This window comes from Arthrobacter sp. NPDC092385 (assembly GCF_044755105.1).
Lineage (GTDB): Bacteria > Actinomycetota > Actinomycetes > Actinomycetales > Micrococcaceae > Arthrobacter_D.
Window position 1 is genome coordinate 593,301 of record NZ_JBIVQL010000001.1, and the last position, 19,664, is coordinate 612,964.

Genomic DNA, 19,664 nt, shown 5'->3' on the forward strand with positions numbered 1-19,664 from the left:
GCCGCCGACGGGGCGGCACGTCCCGCTCCGAGCACGGTGCCGAGCGTGGCAGGAGGGCTCAGATGGCTACGGATGACATGCAGGACATGGGCGGAGGCTGGAGTGCGCCGCAGGACGACGTCGCAGGGAAGCTGAGCGACCTCGCGCGTTCCCTCCAGCGGGAGAACTCCGAGGACGCGGTGCTCGAGCAGCTTGTACGCGCTGCGGTCACCCTCGTGCCCGGCGCGGATGAAGCATCCATCACGCTGGTGCTCGGGCGTCGCCGGGTCGAATCCCGCGCGCCGTCGGGGGATCTCGCACGGACCCTCGACCAGTTGCAGGAGCGGACCGGCGAAGGCCCGTGCATGAGCGCCGCCTACGAAGAGCAGACGGTCAGCGTGCCCGATCTGCGCTCCGAGCAACGCTGGCCCGAGTTCTCGGCGAAAGCGGCAGGAGCCGGAGCCGGCAGCATGCTCTCCTTCCAGCTGTTCGTGCAGGGTGACAACCTCGGCGCGCTGAATCTCGTGGGGCGCGCCCCGCATGCCTTCACGGAGGAGTCCGACTACGTGGGGCGGCTCGTCGCGTCACACGCCGCCGTGGCCTTCGCGGACGCCCAGAAGCTGCACCAGTTCAAGGACGCCATCGCTACGCGGGACATGATCGGACAGGCCAAGGGCATCCTGATGGAGAGGTACGGCATCACGGCCGGCCAGGCATTCATCATGCTGGTACAGGTATCCACCCAGACCAACGTCAAGCTCCTCGCCGTCGCCGACGAGCTGGCGAGAACAGGGAGCCTTCCCGCGCGTTCCAAGCGGCGGGCTTGATGCTCCGCCGCCGTTACCCGGTGATGCCGTGCCGCTGCAGCCAGAGTTCGAGGACGCCCAGCTGCCACAGCATGTTGTTGCCGCCCGGGCTGTAGTGGCCGTTCGGTTCGTCGAGCAGACGGTCCACGTAGTCCGCGCGGAAGAGCCCGCGGTCCTTCGCCTCGGGAGCCCTCAGGGCCTCCCGCACCGTCGTGAGGAGCGGCTCCACGAGGTACTTGACCGGCGGCACCGGGAAGTACCCCTTGGGCCGGTCGATCACCTCGGCGGGGATGATCTTCCGCGCCACGTCCTTCAGGATCCCCTTCCCGCCCTGCGTCGCCTTCAGCTCCGGCGGGCACTGCGCGGCCAGGCCCACGAGGTCCTGGTCGAGGAAGGGCACCCGCGCTTCCAGGCCCCACGCCATGGTCATGCTGTCCACGCGCTTCACGGGATCGTCCACCAGCAGCAGGTGCGTGTCCAGCCGCAGGACGGCGTCGAGCGCCGTGTCCGCGCCGCGCGCGTCGAGGTGGGCCGCCAGCAGTTCGCGGCTCACGTCCGTGGGCACGAACCACTCCGGCTCCACGACGTCGGAGATCTCCTCGTGCGTGCGGTCCAGGAACGCTCCCCTGAACGCGTCCAGGGCGGCACCCCGTGGGGCGGAGCCGGCGGGCTGATGGTAGGCGTAACCGGCGAAGACCTCGTCGGCGCCCTGCCCGGACTGCACCACCTTGATGTGCTCGGAGACGGTCTTGGACAGGAGATAGAAGCCCGTCACGTCCTGGGTGCCCATGGGCTCGGTCATCGCTCCGATGGTGTCCTCGATGGCGGGCACCAGTTCGGTGCTGTCGATGTGGATCCTGTGGTGTGTCGGCCCGTACTTCTGCGCGATGAGGTCCGAGTAACGGAACTCGTCACCCTCCTCGCCGCCCGCGCCGTCGAAACCGATGCTGAAGGTGTTGAGTCCCTCCTGCCCCAGTTCGGCGAGCAGGGCGACGATCAGGCTCGAGTCGACGCCGCCCGAGAGCAGTACGCCGACCGGCACGTCCGAGACGAGGCGCCTGCGGACGGCTGTGGTCAGGGAGTCGCGCAGTGCGTCCTGCCAGTCGCCCGCGGTCCAGTCGGCCTTGGCCGGGTCGCGGACGTAGTCGGGCCTCCAGTAGACGCGGTCGCGCCGGCTGCCGTCGGCGTCGATCACCCGCACGGTGGCCGGCGGGAGCTTGCGCACCCCGCGCAGGATGGTGCGGGGGGCGGGGATGATCGAGTGCCAGCTGAGGTAGTGGTGCAGGCCCACCTCGTCGATCGACGTGTCGACGCCGCCGGCCACCAGGGCGGGAAGGGTGGAGGCGAACCGCAGGCGGCCGGGCAGGTCGGCGATGTAGAGGGGCTTGATGCCGAGCCGGTCCCGAGCCATCACGACGCGCTGCCGGCACTCGTCCACGATGGCGACGGCGAACATGCCCACCAGATGGTCGACGAAGTCCTCGCCCCAGCGCTCGTAGGCGCGCAGGATGACCTCCGTGTCGCTGGTGGAGGCGAAGACCCGGTCGCCGCCGAGCTCGGCCCTGAGCTCCGGGTAGTTGTAGATGCACCCGTTGAACACGAGGGAGAGGCCGGACCCGGCGTCGTGCATCGGCTGGGCCCCCGCGTCCGAGAGATCGATGACGGTGAGCCGCCGGTGCCCGAGCGCAACCCACCCGTTGGTCCAGCTACCGTGTCCGTCGGGCCCCCGTGCCTCCATGGCGGCGCTCATGCGTGCCACGGGTTCCTGCTCGGCACGGGCGCCCCGGAATGCGATCTCCCCGGCGATTCCACACATCTCGTCTCCTCCTTCTGGTTCCGGGCTCCGCCTCGCTACGCGGCCCCTGTCGTGAGGTTCCGAACGAGCCGGACACTCGCGCGCTGGAACCGGTCGGCTTCGTGGAGCCCGCCCGAACTGCGGAGGGGATCGTGGCGAACCTCCGGTGAATCAGCAAGCGTGCTTACGGTCTATCACGGGGCAAACAGGGCCCGGGCAGGAAGTTTGCGCTTGCGAACCGTCGGGTGGTGCTCGGTCCGCTGCTAGCGGTTCACGCCGGACATGTCCCCGTAGCGGTCCCCTACAGGGGCCGCGACGGCATCGAGCTGCGCAAGATGGTCCTCCGAGAGGGTCAGGTCATCCGCCGCGACGTTCTCCTCCAGGTAGCGCACCTGCTTGGTGCCCGGGATGGGCGCGATGTCCGTGCCCTGCGCGAGGAGCCAGGCGAGGGCAACCTGGCCGGGGGTCGCGTCGAGCTGCTGGGCGACGGCGTCGACCTGTTCCACGATCCGGATGTTGGCCTGCAGGTTCTCCCCGGCGAAGCGGGGATTGTTGCGGCGGAAGTCGGACTCGTCGAGCTGGTCGACCGAGCGGATGGTCCCCGTCAGGAATCCGCGACCGAGCGGCGAGTAGGGGACGAAGCCGATGCCGAGCTCCCTCAGGAGGGGGAGGATCTCGCGCTCAGGGTCCCTGCTCCACAGTGAGTACTCCGTCTGCAGGGCGGTCACCGGGTGGACGGCGTGTGCCCGGCGGATCGTCTCGGGCGCGGCCTCCGACAGGCCGATATGCCGGACCTTGCCCTCCTGCACCAGTTCCGCCAAGGCCCCCATGGTGTCCTCGACCGGTACGGACGGATCCATGCGGTGCTGGTAGTAGAGGTCGATGTAGTCCGTCCCGAGGCGCTTCAGCGAACCCTCGACCGAGAGGCGGACGTTCTCCGGGCTCCCGTCCAGGCCCATCGCGTCGCCTGCCGTGTGGCGGATGGTGCCGAACTTCGTGGCGAGCACGACGTCGTCCCGCCTGTCCCTGAGTGCTCGGCCCACGAGTTCCTCGTTGGTGTAGGGGCCGTACATCTCTGCGGTGTCGAAGAAGGTGACGCCGAGGTCGAGGGCCCGGTGGAGCGTCTTCGCGGAACCGGTGTCGTCCTTTCCGCTGCCGGTGTAGAACGCCGACATGCCCATGCAGCCCAGGCCGAGCCGGGAGACGTCGAGGCCGGAGCCGAGGGTGATGGTCTTCATGGAGGCCGCCTTCGGGGGAGGGAATGGTGCCGGGGCCAGAGTACGCCGGGGCGCGGGTGGCAGGGCGCGGGAAGATTCTTCGGAAATCACCTGATTGCACAGTGTGCAATTTCTCGCCTACGCTTGGACCGTGCCGAGTACAACCGACAGCGCGGAGCCCCTGGGCCGCCGAGAGCAGAACAAGATCGACACCCGCCGTGCGATCGCCGACGCCGCTTTCGAGCTCGCCCTGTCCGTGGGGCCGGGTTCCTTCACCGTGGACCAGATCGCCGCGCGGGCAGGTGTGTCCCGGCGCACCTTCTTCAACTACTTCCACAGCGCCGACGACGCCCTGACCGTCCGCACGGACGGCTTCCTCGAGCTGGCCCTGGACGTCTTCGGACGGCTGCCGCAGGACGAGCCACTGTTCGATTCCATCGTCCGTGCCTTCATCGAGACCACGCGGATGGAAGGGCTGTCGCAGCACGGCGAGCTCTTCCGCATGGCGGACAGGAACCCAGATCTCCTGCGCGCGCAGCTGCATTCCTGGGAGCGGGCCGAGGCCCGCATCGTCGAGGGCATGCGGCGGCGCCTCGGATCCGCCGCGTCGGACCTCTACCTCACCTCGCTCGTGGGATCGGTGCTCTCCTGCACCAAGGCGGCCATGCGTGACTGGGCGGCCCACACCCCCGACACCGCCCATGACTCGGGTGAACAGCTCGAGGCACGCATCCTCGCGTCGCTGACCATGCTGCGCGACGGCTTCACCGATCCCACGGTGGATCCTTCCACTGCCGTCGCAGCCGTCCCGCTGCACGGCTCCTGACCCCTGCCTTCTCCGATCCTCCCGTTCCGCTGTCCGCTCCTTCTCCGCTAGGACCACTCCATGGCATTTCTGCTCTACCGTCTCGGCTCGTTCGCGTTCCGGAGGCGGTGGTGGGTCATCTCGGCCTGGCTCGCGATCATGCTCGCGGTCGGTGGCGCTGCCGTCGCCTTCCACGGCACGCTGACGAACAACTTCACCATCCCCGGCACCGAGTCGCAACGCATCTCGGACCGCTTGAGGGAGGAACTGCCCGAGGCGGTGGGCGGCACCGGCACCGTGGTCTTCAGCACGGACGACGGCGCGGCCTTCTCCGCCGAACAGCGTGAGGACGTGCAGGAAGCCCTCGCCGCGGTGGCAGGGCTCGACGGCGTGCGCGGTGTCGTCGACCCCTTCGACGTCACGGACCAGGTGACGTCCGGAGCCCAGGAGATCGAGTCCGGGCGCGCCCAGCTGGAGGCCAGCGAGCAGCAGCTGACCGCCGGGGAGCAGCAACTCGAGCAGGGGCAGGCCCAGCTCGACCAGCAGCGTGCCCAGTTCGACCAGGCCCGCGCACAGTTGCCACCGGCGCAGGCTGCCGCGACAGCCCAGCAGCTCGCCCAGGGCCAGGCCCAGCTCGACGCCAGCCGGGCCCAGCTCGAGTCGGGCCGTGAGGAGTTCGAATCCGGCAGGACCGAGCTCGACCTCGCGCAGCGGCAGCTCGAGGCCGGTTCCGGCGTCCGGCTCCTGTCCGAGGACGGCACCACCGCTGTTGCCAGCGTGCAGTTCGAGCAGCAGATCAACGGCGTCTCGCCGGAGCTGCGCGAGGCCGTGCAGGAGCAGGCCGCCGAGGCCGAATCGGCAGGAGTGACGGTCGAATACAGCAAGGAGATCGTCGAGGACGTCTCCGGCATCGTCGGCGCCACCGAGGCCCTCGGCCTGGCCGTCGCCGCCGTCGTGCTCGTCCTCATGCTCGGCACGTTGATCGCCGCCGGGCTGCCGCTCCTCATGGCCATCGTGGGTGTCGGGGTGGGCGTGGGCATCACGTTCGCGCTCTCCGGCCTCGTCGAGCTGAACAGCATCTCCCCGGTCCTCGCGCTGATGCTGGGCCTCGCGGTCGGCATCGACTACTCGCTGTTCATCGTCAACCGGCACCGGACACAGTTGCTGCGCGGCATGGAGATGCAGGAGTCCATCGCGCGCGCCACGGGCACCGCCGGCAACGCCGTCCTCTTCGCGGGCATCACTGTGGTCGTGGCCCTCGCCGCACTGGCGGTCCCGGGGCTGCCGTTCCTCACCGTCATGGGCCTCTCCGCGGCCGGCACGGTCGCGGTGTCGGTCCTGGTGGCCCTCACGCTCACGCCGGCGCTGCTCGCCCTGATGGGGCGGCGCCTCGTCTCCCGGCGGCGCTGGGCGAAGGCCCACGGCCACAAGCACTCGGCCGCCGCATCCATCGACACCGGCGACGGCGCGTCGCGTGCCGACGAGCGTGCCGCGAAGGGGGCGGGCTGGGGGGGCTTCGCCACCCGCAAGCCCGTCCTGACGGTCCTCGCGGGGGTCGTCCTGCTCGGGGTGATCGCGATTCCCGCGGCGCAGCTGCGCGTCGGGCTGCCCGACGGCGGTACGGAGCCCGCCGATTCGACGGCTTTCAAGGCCTACACGACCATCGGGGACAGGTTCGGTGCAGGCACCAACGGTCCGCTGATCGTGGTCGGTTCCATGCCCGAGACGGCCGACGAGGCGGAACTCACCGCCCTGCGGCTGGACGTGAACGACCTCCTGCGCGAGATTCCCGACGTCGCCGCCTCCGTGCCCGCGGCGGTGAGCGAGGACGGCCGGACGGCCATCTTCCAGGTGATCCCCGAGGAGGGCCCCGCCAGCGAGACCACGGAGAACCTCGTCCGCGACCTGCGCGGCGCGACCGACGAGTTCGAGGAGCAGACCGGCGTCCCGATCGCGGTGACCGGCCAGACCGCGGCGAACATCGACGTGTCCGCCAAGCTCATGGAGGCGCTGCCCCTGTACCTCGGGATCGTGGTGGGGCTGTCGCTGATCCTGCTGCTGCTGGTCTTCCGCTCGATCCTCGTGCCCATCATCGCGACGGCGGGCTTCCTGCTCTCGCTGCTGGCCAGTTTCGGCGCGACCGTGGCGATCTACCAGTGGGGCTGGCTGGGTGACTTCTTCGGCGTCACGAATCCCGGACCCATCCTGAGCTTCCTTCCGATCATCCTGATCGGCGTGCTGTTCGGCCTCGCGATGGACTACCAGATGTTCCTCGTCTCGGGCATGCGCGAAGCCTATGTGCACGGGGACGATCCGAAGGCGGCCGTCCGCATCGGCTTCAGCCATGGGGCACGCGTGGTCACGGCGGCCGCGATCATCATGGTCTCCGTGTTCGCGGGCTTCGTGTTCTCGCACCTGGCCATGGTGCGGCCCATCGGGTTCGGGCTCGCCTTCGGCGTGCTGCTCGATGCCTTCGTGGTCCGCATGACGCTGGTCCCGGCGGCCATGTACCTGCTGGGCAGGCGCGCATGGTGGATTCCGGCTTGGCTGGAGCGGATCCTGCCGGACGTCGACGTCGAGGGAGCCAAGCTCCTCCGCGAGGAGAAGGAGAAGGAGCCCGTGCCGGTGTAGCCGCCGGCGCGTCGCGGCGTCCGGCGTCAGGACCGGAGCAGGTCCGCGCAGCGGAAGTGGTAGTTGTCCCTGGCCCCCTGGGCCAGGGACAGCGGCAAGAAGTAGCAGCGGAAGAGGAGGCCGGTGTCCGAACCCGCCTCCGGGAGGCCGGGGACGCCCGTGACGCGGTGCTCCCAGGAGTCCCGCGGGTCGTCGCTCTCGGCCGAGAAGAACACCGTGAGGTCTCCCGGGCCTGCCGTACCCGAGGGCGATTCGGCGACTCCTATCGCGGTCACGGGCCCGGTGAGCGTGAGCCCGGTCTCCTCGAGCACCTCGCGGCGGGCGGCAGCGTCGAGAGTTTCCCCGGGTTCGACGCCGCCGCCGGGCACCTGCGTGCCGGCGTCGGGGTAATGCACGTGGTCGAAGACCAGCACCTCCCGGTCGGCGCCCCGGCCCCGCAGCACGTAGGTCGCAGACCGGACCCTCCGAGGTGGTGCGGTGTCGACCGGACTGCGGCCGTAGGTTACCCGTGCATCGTCCATCTCCCCACGCTACGCCCGACCTGCGGCCCGGATGCGGCCGTTCGAGCGGGACTGTCGGACCTCAGCTTCGCAGAGCGGTCGGGCCGAGGATGGGCTGGAGTCCGAGCCAGGCCCTCGCCGAGGCCCCGTCCTGGAAGTAGCCCACGGGGTACGGTGGCCGGTAGACCTCGAGATACAGCTCGATCAGGGCCTGATCGAGGACGGACGGTGCAACGAGCGCGACGGCGGACAACGGCGCGCGCCTGGCGAAGTATGCGAGCGAATCCTGGCTGAGCGACTCCATGCCGTTGAGGAACATGAGGAGATGAACGCGGAGCCCTGGCAGTGCGCTGCGGAGTTGCGCGGTCAGCTGCTCTCCGTCGGAATTCCGGAGGACGATCCGCGGCTCCCAGCGCACGGAGACCAGCCCGTTCTCCTCCAGCTGCACGGAAAACCTGTCCTGTGGTGCCCCCATGGCTGCCCCCATCCCTGTCCGCAGTCTACTGACCGCACTGTCCCGCCCCTAGCCGTTCCAGTTGAGCGGGCCTTGGTCATGGAAGCCGGCAGGAACGTGATCGACGGCGCAGACTGCCCCTCGGCAGTGCGTCACGTGCCGAGGTAGCGACCGGGCCGGTGGTTGAGGGCCAGGACCAGGTTGAGCAGCACGGCGCCGATGGCGGACAGCAGCACACTCGCGGGGTCGACGACGGTGAAGGCAGCGAGCACGACGGTCGTGTCGAGTGCCATCTGCACGTACCCCGCCCGCCAGCCGAGGCGTTCCTGCAGGATGAGCGCGAGGATGTTGAAGCCGCCGAGGCTCGCCTTGTGCCGGAAGAGGATCAGCAGCCCGACGCCTGCCAGCAGGTTCCCACCGAGGGCAGCATAGAGCGGGTCCAGGGTCAGCCCGCCGAGGGCCAGCGGGTGGAGGTAGGACAGGCCCGAGACCAGCGCGACGGCGAGCATGGTGCGCAGCGTGAAGTCCCAGCCCTTCTTCCACACCGCCAGCGCGAAGAACGGGATGTTCACGGCGAAGAACAGGACGCTGAACGGTATCCCGCCCGCATAGCTCAGGAGCAGCGCGAGACCGGCGGTGCCGCCGGTGACAGCGCCGCTCGCCTTGAGCAGGAACAGGCCGAGGGACACGGTGAACGTACCCGTGACGATTCCGAGAATGTCCTCCAGTGCCGAGTGCCGGACCACGGAGTCCGCTGTGACGGAGCCCGGTCTCGCCGTTGTCGTATCCATGGCGGCAAGCTATCACCGGCCGGCTGCGCGGGCACCACGGAAAGGCCCGGTTGTGAAGGAAAGCACACATCGAAGAGCGCTGCGGTCCGCACGGGATGTCACAGCCAGGACGACGACGCCACGAGTTCCGGAGCCGGCTCTTCCTGCCGGGCGGAGGAGAGCCAGGTCCGGGCTTCGGCGGTCCGCGGGAAGTACCGGGTACGGCTGCGGGACTGGGTGATGAAGGCGGCGAGGACCCGATCCACGGGGTCGTTGCCGGTCAGGGCGATGGGAGCGAGGTGCCGGTAGGCGACGAGCAGCTGGCGCGCGGAGGGGGTGATGTGCCGGACGAGGTCGAGGCGCACGAGCATCGGCGTTCGGTGCCAGTGGGGGAAGTGGGTGATCGTGTTCGCGAGGACGTCGAGTTCGGCAGGGCCGATCACGATGCCGGGGCGCCAGGTCACCTCGAGGACGCCCGCGGCATGGTCGATCGTGAAGTCATCCACGCTGATGCCCCTCCCGTCCGTTCCCGCACCCGTACCCGATCGTTCAGGAGTCCCGACAGCAGTCTGCCACTGCCGGGGCCCCTACGTGGTGCCGGGCGCGTGCGGCGCGGTCCGCCACGCCTCCACCTCGCCCAGCAGGACGGCGCGGCGCCCCTCGTCGAGGAATGCCGAGCGGAAGGAGTTGGCGGCGAGTGTCGCGAGGTCGTCCGCCCCCAGCCCGAACGCCTCCTGGAGAGCGGCCACGTTGTCGTCCACATAGCCGCCGAAGTACGCGGGATCGTCCGAGTTGACGGAGACGTTCAGCCCGCGGGCGAGCATCTCCGGCAGGGGGTGGTCCCCGATGGTGTCCACGGCGCGGAGCCTGACGTTCGAGAGCGGGCAGACGGTCAGCGGGACGCGCTCGGCGACGAGGCGCTCGACGAGTGCCTCGTCCTCGAGGCACCGGATGCCGTGGTCCAGCCGGTCCACGCGCAGGATGTCGAGTGCCTCCCGGACGTAGGCGGGAGGACCTTCCTCTCCCGCGTGCGCGATGCACTTCAGCCCGGCCGCCCGCGCGGCGTCGTACACCTCGGCGAAGAGCGACGGCGGGTAGCCCACCTCCGCCGAGTCCAGCCCGATGCCGACGATCGGCGCCTTCATCGCGAGGAGGTCCCGCAGGACCCCGAGTGCCTCCGAGGCGGGGCGGTCGCGCAGGAAGGCGGCGATGAGGACGGTGCTGATGCCGAAATCGGCCTCACTCGTCGCGAGCGCTGCGGCCACACCGCCGACACACGTCTCCAGTGCCACGCCGCGGGCGAGGTGCGCCTGCGGATCCATCATGATCTCCGCGTGGCGCACGCCCGCTGCGGCGGCGCGCCGCAGGTAGGCCCGGGTCATGTCGGCGAAATCGTCCGCGGTGCGCAGCACGTCCATGTTCGCGTAGTACAGGTCCAGGAAGGACTGCAGGTCCGTGAACGCGTAGCGGTCGGCGAGGGCGGCGGCATCCGGATGAGGCAGATCGATCCCGTTCCGGTCGGCGAGGGCGAAGATGAGGTCCGGCTCGAGGGTGCCTTCGATGTGCAGGTGCAGTTCGGCGCAGGGCAGTGGGAGCATCGCCCCAGCCTAGGAGAGAACGGCCCATGCCTGCCAGACCGGCGCCCGGTGGGCGACCGGCGTCAGGCCGGCACCGCGGGGTGGGCCACGTCGATGCCGCCGAGGGACGCGAGATCCTTCTGGAGCCACTGGGTGTCGTGCCAGCGGCCGTCCTTGAACCCGACGTTGCGGTACACGCCGACCGGCTCGAAGCCGAAGGCCCGGTGCAGCCCTTCGCTCGCCTCGTTCGGCAGGGTCATCCCGGCGAGCGCCGTGCGGAACCCTCGCACGGCCAGGGCGGGAAGCAGCACGTCGTAGAGGGCCCTGCCGCCGCCGGACCGTCGTCGGCCCTCCTGCAGGTAGACGCTCACCTCACACGTCCACTGATAGCCCGCCCGGGCGCGGTGGTCGCCGGCATACGCATAGCCGACGACGGCGCCCTCGTCCACGAGGACGAGCCAGGCGTGGGTGGCCAGGGCGTCCGAGATACGGTCCGCCATCTCGGCCGCCCCCGGTGGCTTCGTCTCGAAGGACGCGACGGTGTGCAGGACGTGGTACGCGTAGATGGCAGCGCAGGCGGCGGCATCGTGGACGGTCGCCTGGCGGACGGTAGGGGAGCGCATGAGTGCATTGTGCCAACATCCCGGGGTCGGCGGCAGGGCACAGTGGGCAGAGGAACGGCAGGGCGGACCCGTCGGGGTCCGCCCTGCCGTCTCATCGGGTGCCGGAGTGCACCCTAGTAGAGCGCAGCCTCCGACTCCGTGGCCGGCGTGACGCCGTGCCCGAGGTTGGCGGCGAGCTTCGCGCCGAGTTCGGCGTCGACGTTGGCCCAGTACTGGACCGCCCGTGCGCGGATCTCGTCGCTCCTCACGCCACCGACAGCACCGGTGATCGTCTCGAGGAAGCGCGCACGCTGCGCGTCGTCGAACACTTCGCGGTAGAGCGTGCCGGCCTGCCCGAAATCGTCGTCCTCCGCGTGCAGCGAGTGCGCCGCGTAGACGAGGTCGCCGTCGTTCTCCCACCCGCCGTGCGCACCGTACTGCGCGGGATCGGCAGCCGGTCCGCCCACCGAGTTCGGTGCGTACACCGGGGTCGCGGCCGAGTTGAAGTAGTAGCGCGCAGCGCCGTCCTTCGAGTAGTTGCGCACCTCGTTCTTCGGCATGTTCACCGGCAGCTGGGCGTGATTGGTGCCCACGCGGTAGCGGTGCGCGTCCGCGTAGGAGAAGATGCGGGCCTGGAGCATGCGGTCCGGGCTGGCGGCGATCCCCGGCACGAAGTTCGACGGCGCGAACGTGGCCTGCTCGATCTGCGCGAAGTAGTTCTCCGGGTTGCGGTTCAGCGTGAGCTTGCCGACCGGGATCAGGGGGTAGTCGCCCTGCGGCCAGACCTTGGTGAGGTCGAACGGGTTGAAGCGGTACGTCTTCGCGTCGTCGTAGGGCATGATCTGGACCTTGAGGTCCCAGCTCGGGTGGTTGCCCTTGGCGATGTTCTCCGAGAGGTCGCGCAGGTGGTGGTCGGCGTCCGAGCCGGCCAGCGACTCCGCCTCGTCGACCGTGAGTACCTCGTGGCCCTGGTTGGACTTGAAGTGGTACTTGACCCAGAACTTCTCGTTGGACTCGTTGATCCACATGTAGGTGTGCGAGCCGTAGCCGTTCATGGTGCGCCACGAGTTCGGCAGGCCACGGTCACCCATCAGCCAGGTCACCTGGTGCGCGGACTCGGGGCTGAGGGTCCAGAAGTCCCACTGCATGTCGGCGTCGCGCAGGTTGGTGCCCGGAAGGCGCTTCTGCGAGTGGATGAAGTCGGGGAACTTGATGCCGTCGCGGATGAAGAACACGGGGGTGTTGTTGCCCACGAGGTCGTAGTTGCCCTCGGAGGTGTAGAACTTCAGGGCGAAGCCGCGGGGGTCGCGCCAGGTGTCGGGCGAACCCTGCTCGCCGGCCACGGAGGAGAAGCGGAGGAGGGTCTCCGTCGTCGCGCCCTTCTGGAACAGCGCTGCCCGGGTGTACATGCTGACGTCCTCGGTGGTCTCGAAGACACCGAAGGCTCCGCCGCCCTTGGCGTGGACCACGCGCTCGGGGACGCGCTCGCGGTTGAACTGGGCCAGCTTCTCGACGAGGTAGTGGTCGGTCAGCGGGATGGCGCCGTCGCGGCCGAGGACGGACGAGTTGCTGTCATCGATGACGGGGGCGCCGGACTGCGTGGTGCTGAAGTTCGCGGACATAGTGCTCCTATTCCTAGGGGTTGGGGATCAGGGGTGGCTCGGGACTGCCGGGCGGCAGTCGTCGCAGAGGCCCTGGTAGAGGACCTCGGCAATCTGGATGGTCATGCGTGAGGCGCCGGGGGACCACTCGGGGGTCAGGCAGGGCGCGTGTCCCACCGCGCAGTCGACGTCCTCGATCCGGCCGCACCCGGTGCAGACGGCGTGGTGGTGGTTGTCGCCCACGCGGGTCTCGTAGCGGGCGGGGGAGTGCGGCGTCTCGATGCGCCGCAGCAGGCCGATGTCGGTGAGGTCGGCAAGGATCACGTAGACGGACTGCACGGTGATGTGGGGCAGTTCCGCGCGGACCGCGCTCGCGGCGTCGTCGGCCGTGGCGTGCGGCAACCGCTCGACGGCGGCGAGGACGGCGAGGCGCTGGCGCGTCACGCGGCGGTGGTGGGAGTGCAGGGCAGCGGACCACTGGGCCTCGCGGGCCTCCGGCGTCATGGCTGTCTGCATCATGGCCTCAGTCAACCAGTAAATCTGAATTAGTCATAATAAGGCGGCGCTAACTTGCGCCCCATGTGGTCCGCGCGGTCGGTACCGTGGAAAGGGTGAACCTTCTCGAGCGCGGCTGGGCCTGGCTGCTGGACTATGCGTACGTCGGCTTCTGGCAGGTGCAGGGCTTTCTGTTCAGAGCGGATCCGGGGCAGTACCTGGCGCCTGCGCCCGGAGCCCCCGACGGCAAGGCGCCCGTGCTGCTCATTCCCGGCATCTACGAGACGTGGCAGTTCATGAGGCCGATCGCCGACAGCCTGCACCGGGCGGGCCATCCGGTCCACGTGGTGCAGAAGCTCGGCTACAACCGGGGAACGGTGGAAGCCATGGCCCAGCTCGCCGCCGGGTACCTGGAAGAGCACGACCTCACCGACGTCGTCATCGTCGCGCACAGCAAGGGCGGCCTGATCGGCAAGTTCCTCATGACGATGTCCAGCGTTGCCCCACGCATCAACCGCCTGGTGGCGATCAACACCCCGTTCTCGGGATCCGTCTACGCCAACTTCTTCCTCCTGCCGAGCATCCGCGCCTTCTCCCCCCATGACAGGACGCTGCAGACCCTCCTCGCGAACCTCGAACTCAATGCCCGCATCACGTCCATCTACGGCCGGTTCGATCCGCATATCCCGGGCGGCAGCTTCGTGGAGGGCGCGCGCAACGTCCAGCTGGACACGATGGGCCATTTCCGCCCCATCGCGGACGCGCGCGTCCTGCGGGAGATCGGCCGGGCCATCGGGGCGGGGGAGCGCGACGCCGCCTGATTCGTTGCTGGGGCGAATCAATCCGCGGCTAGACTTTCCCCGTGCCCAGACTCCTCGCCGACATCACCCCGCTGAAGGAGAGTCCGGCATTCCGCAGGCTCTACATCGGCACGGCGCTCTCGGCCATCGGCACGCAGCTCACCATCGTGGCCGTGAGCCTCCAGATCTACTCCCTCACACAGTCCACGTTCAGCGTCGGCCTGCTCAGCCTGTTCGCCCTCGTGCCCCTGGTGGTCGCGGGCCTCTACGGCGGGGCGATCGCCGACGCCCAGGACCGCCGCACCGTCGCCCTCTACTCCGGCTTCGCGCTCTGGGGCACCACGACGGCCATCGCCGCGCAGGCGTGGATCGGCGTCGACAGCGTCTGGCTGCTGTACATCCTGATCGCCGTCCAGTCCGGAGCCGCGGGCATCAACCAGCCCACGCGGAGCTCGATCATCCCGCGCCTCGTCCGTCCGGAACTGCTGCCCGCCGCGAATGCGCTGAGCATGATCACCTTCGGGCTCGCGTTCACCGTCGGGCCCCTCCTGGCCGGGCTCCTGGTGGCGCAGGTCGGCTACGCCTGGACGTACACCGTCGACGTCGTGACCTTCACCTTCGCGCTGTGGGCTGTCTTCCGGCTTCCGTCCCTGCCTCCCGAGGGCCCTACCCGGCGGGCGGGCCTGGCCACGGTGCTCGAGGGGTTCCGGTTCCTCGGTACACGGCCGAACATCCGCATGACCTTCGTCCTCGACCTCATCGCCATGATCACGTCCCAGCCGCGGGCGCTGCTGCCCGCGGTGGGCGCGGTACTCATCGGTGGGGGCGAGCTGACCGTCGGCCTCCTGCTCGCCTCGGCCGCGTTCGGTTCGGTGCTGGCGGGCCTGTTCTCCGGTCCCCTCGGCCGGGTCCACAAGCACGGCCAGGCCGTGATCTGGTCGATCGTCGGGTGGGGTGCATCCGTGGCGGGCTTCGGTCTCGTGGTCGTCATGGCGAGTTCGTCGTCCCTGCCGGCCCCCGGCGAGGGGGAACTGTCGGTGTGGGTGCTGCCCGCCGCGGCCTGCCTCGTCCTCGCGGGCATCGCGGACTCCGTCAGCAGCGTGTTCCGCAACACCATCCTCCAGTCCGCCACGCCGGACGCCATGCGCGGGCGGTTGCAGGGCGTGTTCATCGTGGTCGTGGCCGGCGGTCCGCGTCTGGGGGACATGGTCGCCGGTGGGCAGGCGGCCTGGCTGGGGGAGGGGTGGACCGCCGTCGTCGGAGGCATCGCCTGCATCGTGCTGGTCCTCGCCGTCGCCCGCTGGCAGCCGCGCTTCGCCCGGTACGACTCCCGCCGTCCCGAGCCCTGACCCGGTTCCTCCCAGCAATCGCGCAGCGCCCCGCCGTACCATGATCGGAACAGGCCGCTCCGACCCTCCGTTGTATCGATGGGCCGCGAGGCCTCCGGATCGCAAGGGAGTCAGACGTGCACAACCATTTCAACGGTGCCAAGACGGCGTTGTTGTTCGGCGCCCTCATGGGGATCTTCCTCGTGTTCGGCGCGGTGATCGCCGCGGCGACCGGCAGTTCCATGTTCATCTGGCTGTTCGCCCTGCTCGGCGTCGGGTCCATCGCCTACAGCTACTGGAACAGCGACAAGATCGCGATCCGCAGCATGGGCGCGGTCGAGGTCACGGAGCAGCAGGCGCCGGCCATGTACCGGATCGTCCGGGAGCTCAGCTCGAGGGCCGACAAGCCGATGCCGAGGCTCTACGTCTCGCCGACCATGGCGCCGAACGCCTTCGCGACCGGCCGCAACCCCGAGAACTCCGCCGTGTGCTGCACCCAGGGCATCCTGCAGCTGCTCGACGAGCGCGAACTGCGCGGTGTCCTCGGCCATGAGCTCATGCACGTCTACAACCGCGACATCCTCACCGGCTCGATCGCGGCCGCCGTCGCAGGCGTCATCACCTCGGTGGCACAGATGTTCGCCTTCACCGGCATGATGGGCGGCAACCGGAACCAGGGCGGCAACGCCATCGGCGCGCTGCTGCTCGCCCTCCTCGCCCCGCTGGCCGCGGGCCTCGTCCAGACGGCCATCGGCCGCACCCGCGAGTACGACGCCGACGAGGACGGCGCCGTCCTGACGGACGATCCGCTGGCTCTCGCGTCCGCCCTCCGCAAGCTCGAGCGGGGCACGCAGCGGGCGCCGCTTCCCCAGGACCAGCGGCTCGTGAACACCTCGCACCTCATGATCGCCAATCCGTTCAAGGGCGGTGGCGCGGGCCGACTCTTCGCCACCCACCCGCCGATGGACCAGCGCATCGCACGCCTCGAGGGCATGGCGGGGCGTCCGCTCAGCTGATCACTGCCTCATGACGACGGCGGCCCCACCTTCCGCAGGTGGGGCCGCCGTCGTCCGTATGTGGTGCTCGGGTCAGCGCATGTTCACGAACTGCAGGTCTGCCTCGTCGAAGTTCTTGAGCAGGGCCATGGTGGCCTGCAGGTCGTCGCGCGACTTGGAGCTAACACGCAGCTCGTCACCCTGGATCTGCGACTTGACGCCCTTGGGTCCCTCGTCGCGGATCAGCTTGTTGATCTTCTTCGCGATGTCCTGGGCGATGCCCTCCTTGATGGAGGTCTCCAGCCGGAACTCCTTGCCGGAGGGGAACGGCTCGCCGGTGTCGAGGGACTTCAGGGAGATGCCGCGCTTGATCATCTTGGACTGCAGGACGTCGAGCACGGCCAGGACGCGCTCCTCCGAATTGGCCTTCATGAGGATCTTCTCGCCGCTGAAGTCCACCTCGGCGCCGACTCCCTTGAAGTCGTAGCGCTGGGCGATCTCCTTCTGCGCCTGGTTCAGCGCGTTGGCGACCTCCTGCTTGTCCACTTTGCTTACGACGTCGAACGTGGATTCGCTCGCCACGATGCCTCCTAGGGGTGGTTGGGTTCTTGCGTTAAAGACTATCCGCAACCCCCGCGCGGCGGCGCGGAGCGCTTTCCAGCCGGCGGTCAGGAACCACCGGGGGCGCACTCACGGTTCGATGGAACGGTGGGGATACCAGCACAGCCCCGAGGAGAGAGAACCGACATGCCTGACCCACGACGCCGCTACCAGGTACGCCTCCGCAAGGCGGTGGCGGGATCCTTCCTCGCCGCCGCCACCGCGGCGTCGCTGACAGGATTCACGGCGGCACCGGCGCTGGCCGTACCGCTGCGGGTGGTCAGCGCGAGCCCGGACAGCACCGACCATGAGGCCGGCGACCTCACGCTCGGGCTCGATTCCCCGTCGTCGGTCACCCCTGCTGCCCCCGTCGCCGCCACAACCGGGCTGGAGTCGTCGGAGGAACGCCTCGCGGGAGTGCGCGCCGACCTGGACCGCGCGGTGCTGCTGCATCTGGTCACGCCCGAGCAGGCGGACGGTTTCTACGCGCAGATCGAGCGTCGGGTGGCCGCCGGACTGTAGGGCCCGGCCCCGATTCGTCACAGGGGCGGTTTGTCTGTAAAGTTGTCTTGCCCGCGCTTGCTGCGGGCGGTCTTCCTGTGAAGACGTTCGGCAGATTACCCGAGCGGCCAAAGGGGGCTGACTGTAAATCAGCTGGCAACGCCTACGGGGGTTCGAATCCCTCATCTGCCACAGCAAGAAGAGGCCGGTACTACCGCTAGCAACAGCGGAAGTACCGGCCTCTTGTGTTCAAGCCGTCGGTCTCACGCCCTGTTCGCTTGTGGGACAGCGCGACCCACGCATTCTTGACCCGCATCGCGCAGCGTAGTGCCCCCGATGACAGCGCGCTCAAGGTTGCTTCCAGGCCCTTCTCGGCGCGCCTTGTCCGGAGCTATCACCATCGGACCACTCCCCGACGAGCGAGCGGAACCGGCCAGGGGCGAGGGGATCCAGGACTCCGAGATCCCGATCAGCGAGACCGACATCGCGTGGCCCAGGAACAGAGGAACGGCCTACTCGCCAACTGCAGGACCAGGTGTCGTCAGGGGCTCCATTCCCAAACGACTCGCCCACTGAACCAACGAGAGACCCGCAGGTTCTACCCAAGATTCCGCTTTCACTCCCGAATCATCGGCAACACCAGACACAAGTATGTAGCCTTCTCGCGATTACCCACCTAGCTGCACCCGGATTCTGCCGGCCTCCCGGAAGAGCCCGGCCATTCCACCGCAGCTCACGTAAGGAAGCTCATGCCTCTCAGGTTGACGAAGATTGTTGCTCTGGCAGTAGTCGGGGTCGTGCTCGGTGCCTCAGGCGCTACGGCGGCAACTGACTTCATTGCCCCCTGTACCACGACGGACGCAGCCTGCCTCGCCCAGCGGCTCACAGCCGTCGAGGCATGGATCGAGGCGAACGACACAGACGCCTCCGCGCCCGGCCCCAGCGCTAGCCCCGGCCCATCACCCACGACGGCGACCGCTTCATGGCTCGGGTCGATCCGCTACACGTCTGCCGCCGATGGGAAGGCGACCCCGCTCACCGTGGCTATCACCTCCCCGTCCGGGACACACGCGAACAAGGTCGTCTACGTGGAGGCGTGGCAGAACAATGCAAAGAAGGCGGATGTCTTCGCGGAAGGTCGGGACCTCACGGGGACAACAGCCCAGAACCTCAGCCTCCCGGCTCTCCCAGCGGGGGTCTACGAACTTCGGCTGATGGTGTTCGACGGACCTCCCGCGGGCTCCTACACGTGGGGAACCATGCGCTTCAATTCCGTCGGACAGAACCTCACTGTTGCTGCGTCGGCAGCCCCGGCCTTCACGACCACGCGGGTCCTGTACGACGGTCCCGGACAGGTCGACCAGTTCGCCGGGTATGACATCCTGAAGACCACCCCGACGGCCCGCTGGTATGCAGGCGGCACGCCGGCGGAAGCTCAGGCCGATATCCGGCAGCGAGTGACTGCGGCGAATGGGAAGGTTGTCGGCCTCCTGGTCTACAACGCACCCATCCGGGACGTCGGCAGTTATTCCGCAGGCGGTGCTGCGAACCTGGCCGCATACCGAGCGTGGATCGACGGCGTCGCCGCAGGGATCGGCACCGCTCCCGTCATCGTCTCCGTGGAGCCGGATGCGCTCGGCCACCTCAATGAGCTGACAGCCGCCCAGCAGGCGGAACGCGTCGAGTCCATCAAGTACGCGGTGCAGAAGCTCAAGGCGAACCCGAACGCGAAGGTCTATGTCGACGCTTCCAACTGGGTCGACGCGGCGGAGATGGCAGACCGCATCAAGCGAAGCATCCCAGCAGGAGTCGCCATCGACGGCATCAGCGTGAATGTGTCCGCCTACAACTCGAATGCCTCCATCATCGACTACGGAAACAAAGTCATCTCGGCTTCGGGGCTTCCCTGGAAGATGATCGTGGACACGAGCCGAAACGGTGTCGCCACGGCGAGCACGTGGTGCAACCCCGCGGGGCAGGGGCTCGGGAAGCTGCCGACCCTCACCCCCGGAGTCCCGAACGTCGATGCCTTCCTCTGGCTCAAGGCTCCCGGCGAGTCGGACGGTACCTGCAACGGCGGCCCCGGTGCTGGCGCGTTCTTCCCGGAACGCGCTCAGGAGCTCATCAAGAACGCCCGGCTCTAACCGCACGGGCTCGTCTTCGGCAGGCAGAGGCCGGTACTACCGCTAGGAACAGCGGGAGTACCGG

Annotated in this window: 19 protein-coding genes and 1 tRNA gene; 9 read left to right on the forward strand and 11 right to left on the reverse strand. The window is 68.8% G+C overall.

Annotation, left to right across the window (positions count from 1 at the left end):
* Window positions 1–62 precede the first annotated feature (62 nt).
* Entirely contained in the window at window positions 63–806 is a 744-nt protein-coding gene (locus tag ACIQCY_RS02870) for a GAF and ANTAR domain-containing protein (protein WP_400482372.1), read from the forward strand.
* Between the two features lie 13 nt (window positions 807–819).
* Here ACIQCY_RS02870 and ACIQCY_RS02875 read toward each other — a convergent pair whose 3' ends face one another.
* Window positions 820–2,601, reverse strand: a complete 1,782-nt coding sequence (locus ACIQCY_RS02875) for an N-acetylglutaminylglutamine amidotransferase (RefSeq protein WP_400482373.1) — start codon at window positions 2,599–2,601, stop codon at window positions 820–822.
* A gap of 242 nt (window positions 2,602–2,843) precedes the next feature.
* Window positions 2,844–3,818 (reverse strand): aldo/keto reductase, encoded by a 975-nt coding sequence (locus ACIQCY_RS02880; protein ID WP_400482374.1) that lies wholly within the window; start codon window positions 3,816–3,818, stop codon window positions 2,844–2,846.
* 130 nt (window positions 3,819–3,948) lie between these two features.
* On the opposite strand from ACIQCY_RS02880, the gene ACIQCY_RS02885 reads away from it, so the two are divergent.
* The gene (locus ACIQCY_RS02885) at window positions 3,949–4,623 is read left to right on the forward strand and encodes a TetR/AcrR family transcriptional regulator (protein WP_400482375.1); all 675 of its coding nucleotides are present in this window, start codon (window positions 3,949–3,951) and stop codon (window positions 4,621–4,623) included.
* A gap of 60 nt (window positions 4,624–4,683) precedes the next feature.
* Window positions 4,684–7,233, forward strand: coding sequence for an MMPL family transporter (locus ACIQCY_RS02890; RefSeq protein ID WP_400482376.1), 2,550 nt, complete (start codon window positions 4,684–4,686; stop codon window positions 7,231–7,233).
* Between the two features lie 26 nt (window positions 7,234–7,259).
* Here the strand turns inward: ACIQCY_RS02890 and ACIQCY_RS02895 are convergent, their stop codons facing one another.
* The 8 genes from ACIQCY_RS02895 to ACIQCY_RS02930 form a co-directional block, all read right to left on the reverse strand.
* Window positions 7,260–7,754 (reverse strand): NUDIX domain-containing protein, encoded by a 495-nt coding sequence (locus ACIQCY_RS02895; RefSeq protein WP_400482377.1) that lies wholly within the window; start codon window positions 7,752–7,754, stop codon window positions 7,260–7,262.
* A gap of 61 nt (window positions 7,755–7,815) precedes the next feature.
* Complete coding sequence (locus ACIQCY_RS02900) at window positions 7,816–8,208, reverse strand: hypothetical protein (protein ID WP_400482378.1); 393 nt, start codon at window positions 8,206–8,208, stop codon at window positions 7,816–7,818.
* Window positions 8,209–8,339: 131 nt separating this feature from the next.
* Complete coding sequence (locus ACIQCY_RS02905; RefSeq protein ID WP_400482379.1) at window positions 8,340–8,978, reverse strand: YitT family protein; 639 nt, start codon at window positions 8,976–8,978, stop codon at window positions 8,340–8,342.
* A 98-nt stretch (window positions 8,979–9,076) separates the two neighbouring features.
* Complete coding sequence (locus tag ACIQCY_RS02910) at window positions 9,077–9,463, reverse strand: hypothetical protein (protein ID WP_400482380.1); 387 nt, start codon at window positions 9,461–9,463, stop codon at window positions 9,077–9,079.
* Between the two features lie 81 nt (window positions 9,464–9,544).
* A complete protein-coding gene (locus ACIQCY_RS02915; RefSeq protein ID WP_400482381.1) occupies window positions 9,545–10,555 on the reverse strand; it encodes an adenosine deaminase in 1,011 nt (336 codons plus the stop codon).
* A 62-nt stretch (window positions 10,556–10,617) separates the two neighbouring features.
* Window positions 10,618–11,157, reverse strand: a complete 540-nt coding sequence (locus ACIQCY_RS02920; RefSeq protein ID WP_400482382.1) for a GNAT family N-acetyltransferase — start codon at window positions 11,155–11,157, stop codon at window positions 10,618–10,620.
* A 113-nt stretch (window positions 11,158–11,270) separates the two neighbouring features.
* On the reverse strand, window positions 11,271–12,758 hold the full coding sequence (locus ACIQCY_RS02925; protein ID WP_400482383.1) for a catalase: 1,488 nt from the start codon (window positions 12,756–12,758) through the stop codon (window positions 11,271–11,273).
* A gap of 27 nt (window positions 12,759–12,785) precedes the next feature.
* Window positions 12,786–13,256 carry a Fur family transcriptional regulator gene (locus ACIQCY_RS02930; RefSeq protein ID WP_400482384.1) on the reverse strand — a complete coding sequence of 157 codons (471 nt, stop codon included), beginning with the start codon at window positions 13,254–13,256 and terminating at the stop codon, window positions 12,786–12,788.
* 92 nt (window positions 13,257–13,348) lie between these two features.
* Between ACIQCY_RS02930 and ACIQCY_RS02935 the strand changes: the two genes are divergently transcribed.
* The 3 genes from ACIQCY_RS02935 (at window position 13,349) to htpX (ending at window position 16,376) form a co-directional block, all read left to right on the forward strand.
* Window positions 13,349–14,053: an esterase/lipase family protein gene (locus ACIQCY_RS02935; RefSeq protein WP_400482385.1), complete on the forward strand. Its 705-nt coding sequence runs from the start codon at window positions 13,349–13,351 to the stop codon at window positions 14,051–14,053.
* A gap of 41 nt (window positions 14,054–14,094) precedes the next feature.
* Window positions 14,095–15,381 (forward strand): MFS transporter, encoded by a 1,287-nt coding sequence (locus ACIQCY_RS02940; RefSeq protein ID WP_400482386.1) that lies wholly within the window; start codon window positions 14,095–14,097, stop codon window positions 15,379–15,381.
* Window positions 15,382–15,497: 116 nt separating this feature from the next.
* The gene (gene htpX / locus ACIQCY_RS02945; RefSeq protein ID WP_400482387.1) at window positions 15,498–16,376 is read left to right on the forward strand and encodes a zinc metalloprotease HtpX; all 879 of its coding nucleotides are present in this window, start codon (window positions 15,498–15,500) and stop codon (window positions 16,374–16,376) included.
* A 72-nt stretch (window positions 16,377–16,448) separates the two neighbouring features.
* Here htpX and ACIQCY_RS02950 read toward each other — a convergent pair whose 3' ends face one another.
* The gene (locus ACIQCY_RS02950; RefSeq protein WP_104051037.1) at window positions 16,449–16,937 is read right to left on the reverse strand and encodes a YajQ family cyclic di-GMP-binding protein; all 489 of its coding nucleotides are present in this window, start codon (window positions 16,935–16,937) and stop codon (window positions 16,449–16,451) included.
* 165 nt (window positions 16,938–17,102) lie between these two features.
* On the opposite strand from ACIQCY_RS02950, the gene ACIQCY_RS02955 reads away from it, so the two are divergent.
* The 3 genes from ACIQCY_RS02955 to ACIQCY_RS02965 all read left to right on the forward strand — a co-directional run bounded on the left by ACIQCY_RS02955 (window position 17,103) and on the right by ACIQCY_RS02965 (window position 19,600).
* The gene (locus ACIQCY_RS02955; protein WP_400482388.1) at window positions 17,103–17,477 is read left to right on the forward strand and encodes a hypothetical protein; all 375 of its coding nucleotides are present in this window, start codon (window positions 17,103–17,105) and stop codon (window positions 17,475–17,477) included.
* A gap of 89 nt (window positions 17,478–17,566) precedes the next feature.
* Window positions 17,567–17,648 (forward strand) — tRNA-Tyr (locus ACIQCY_RS02960).
* A gap of 557 nt (window positions 17,649–18,205) precedes the next feature.
* Window positions 18,206–19,600, forward strand: a complete 1,395-nt coding sequence (locus ACIQCY_RS02965; RefSeq protein WP_400482389.1) for a glycoside hydrolase family 6 protein — start codon at window positions 18,206–18,208, stop codon at window positions 19,598–19,600.
* Window positions 19,601–19,664 lie beyond the last annotated feature (64 nt).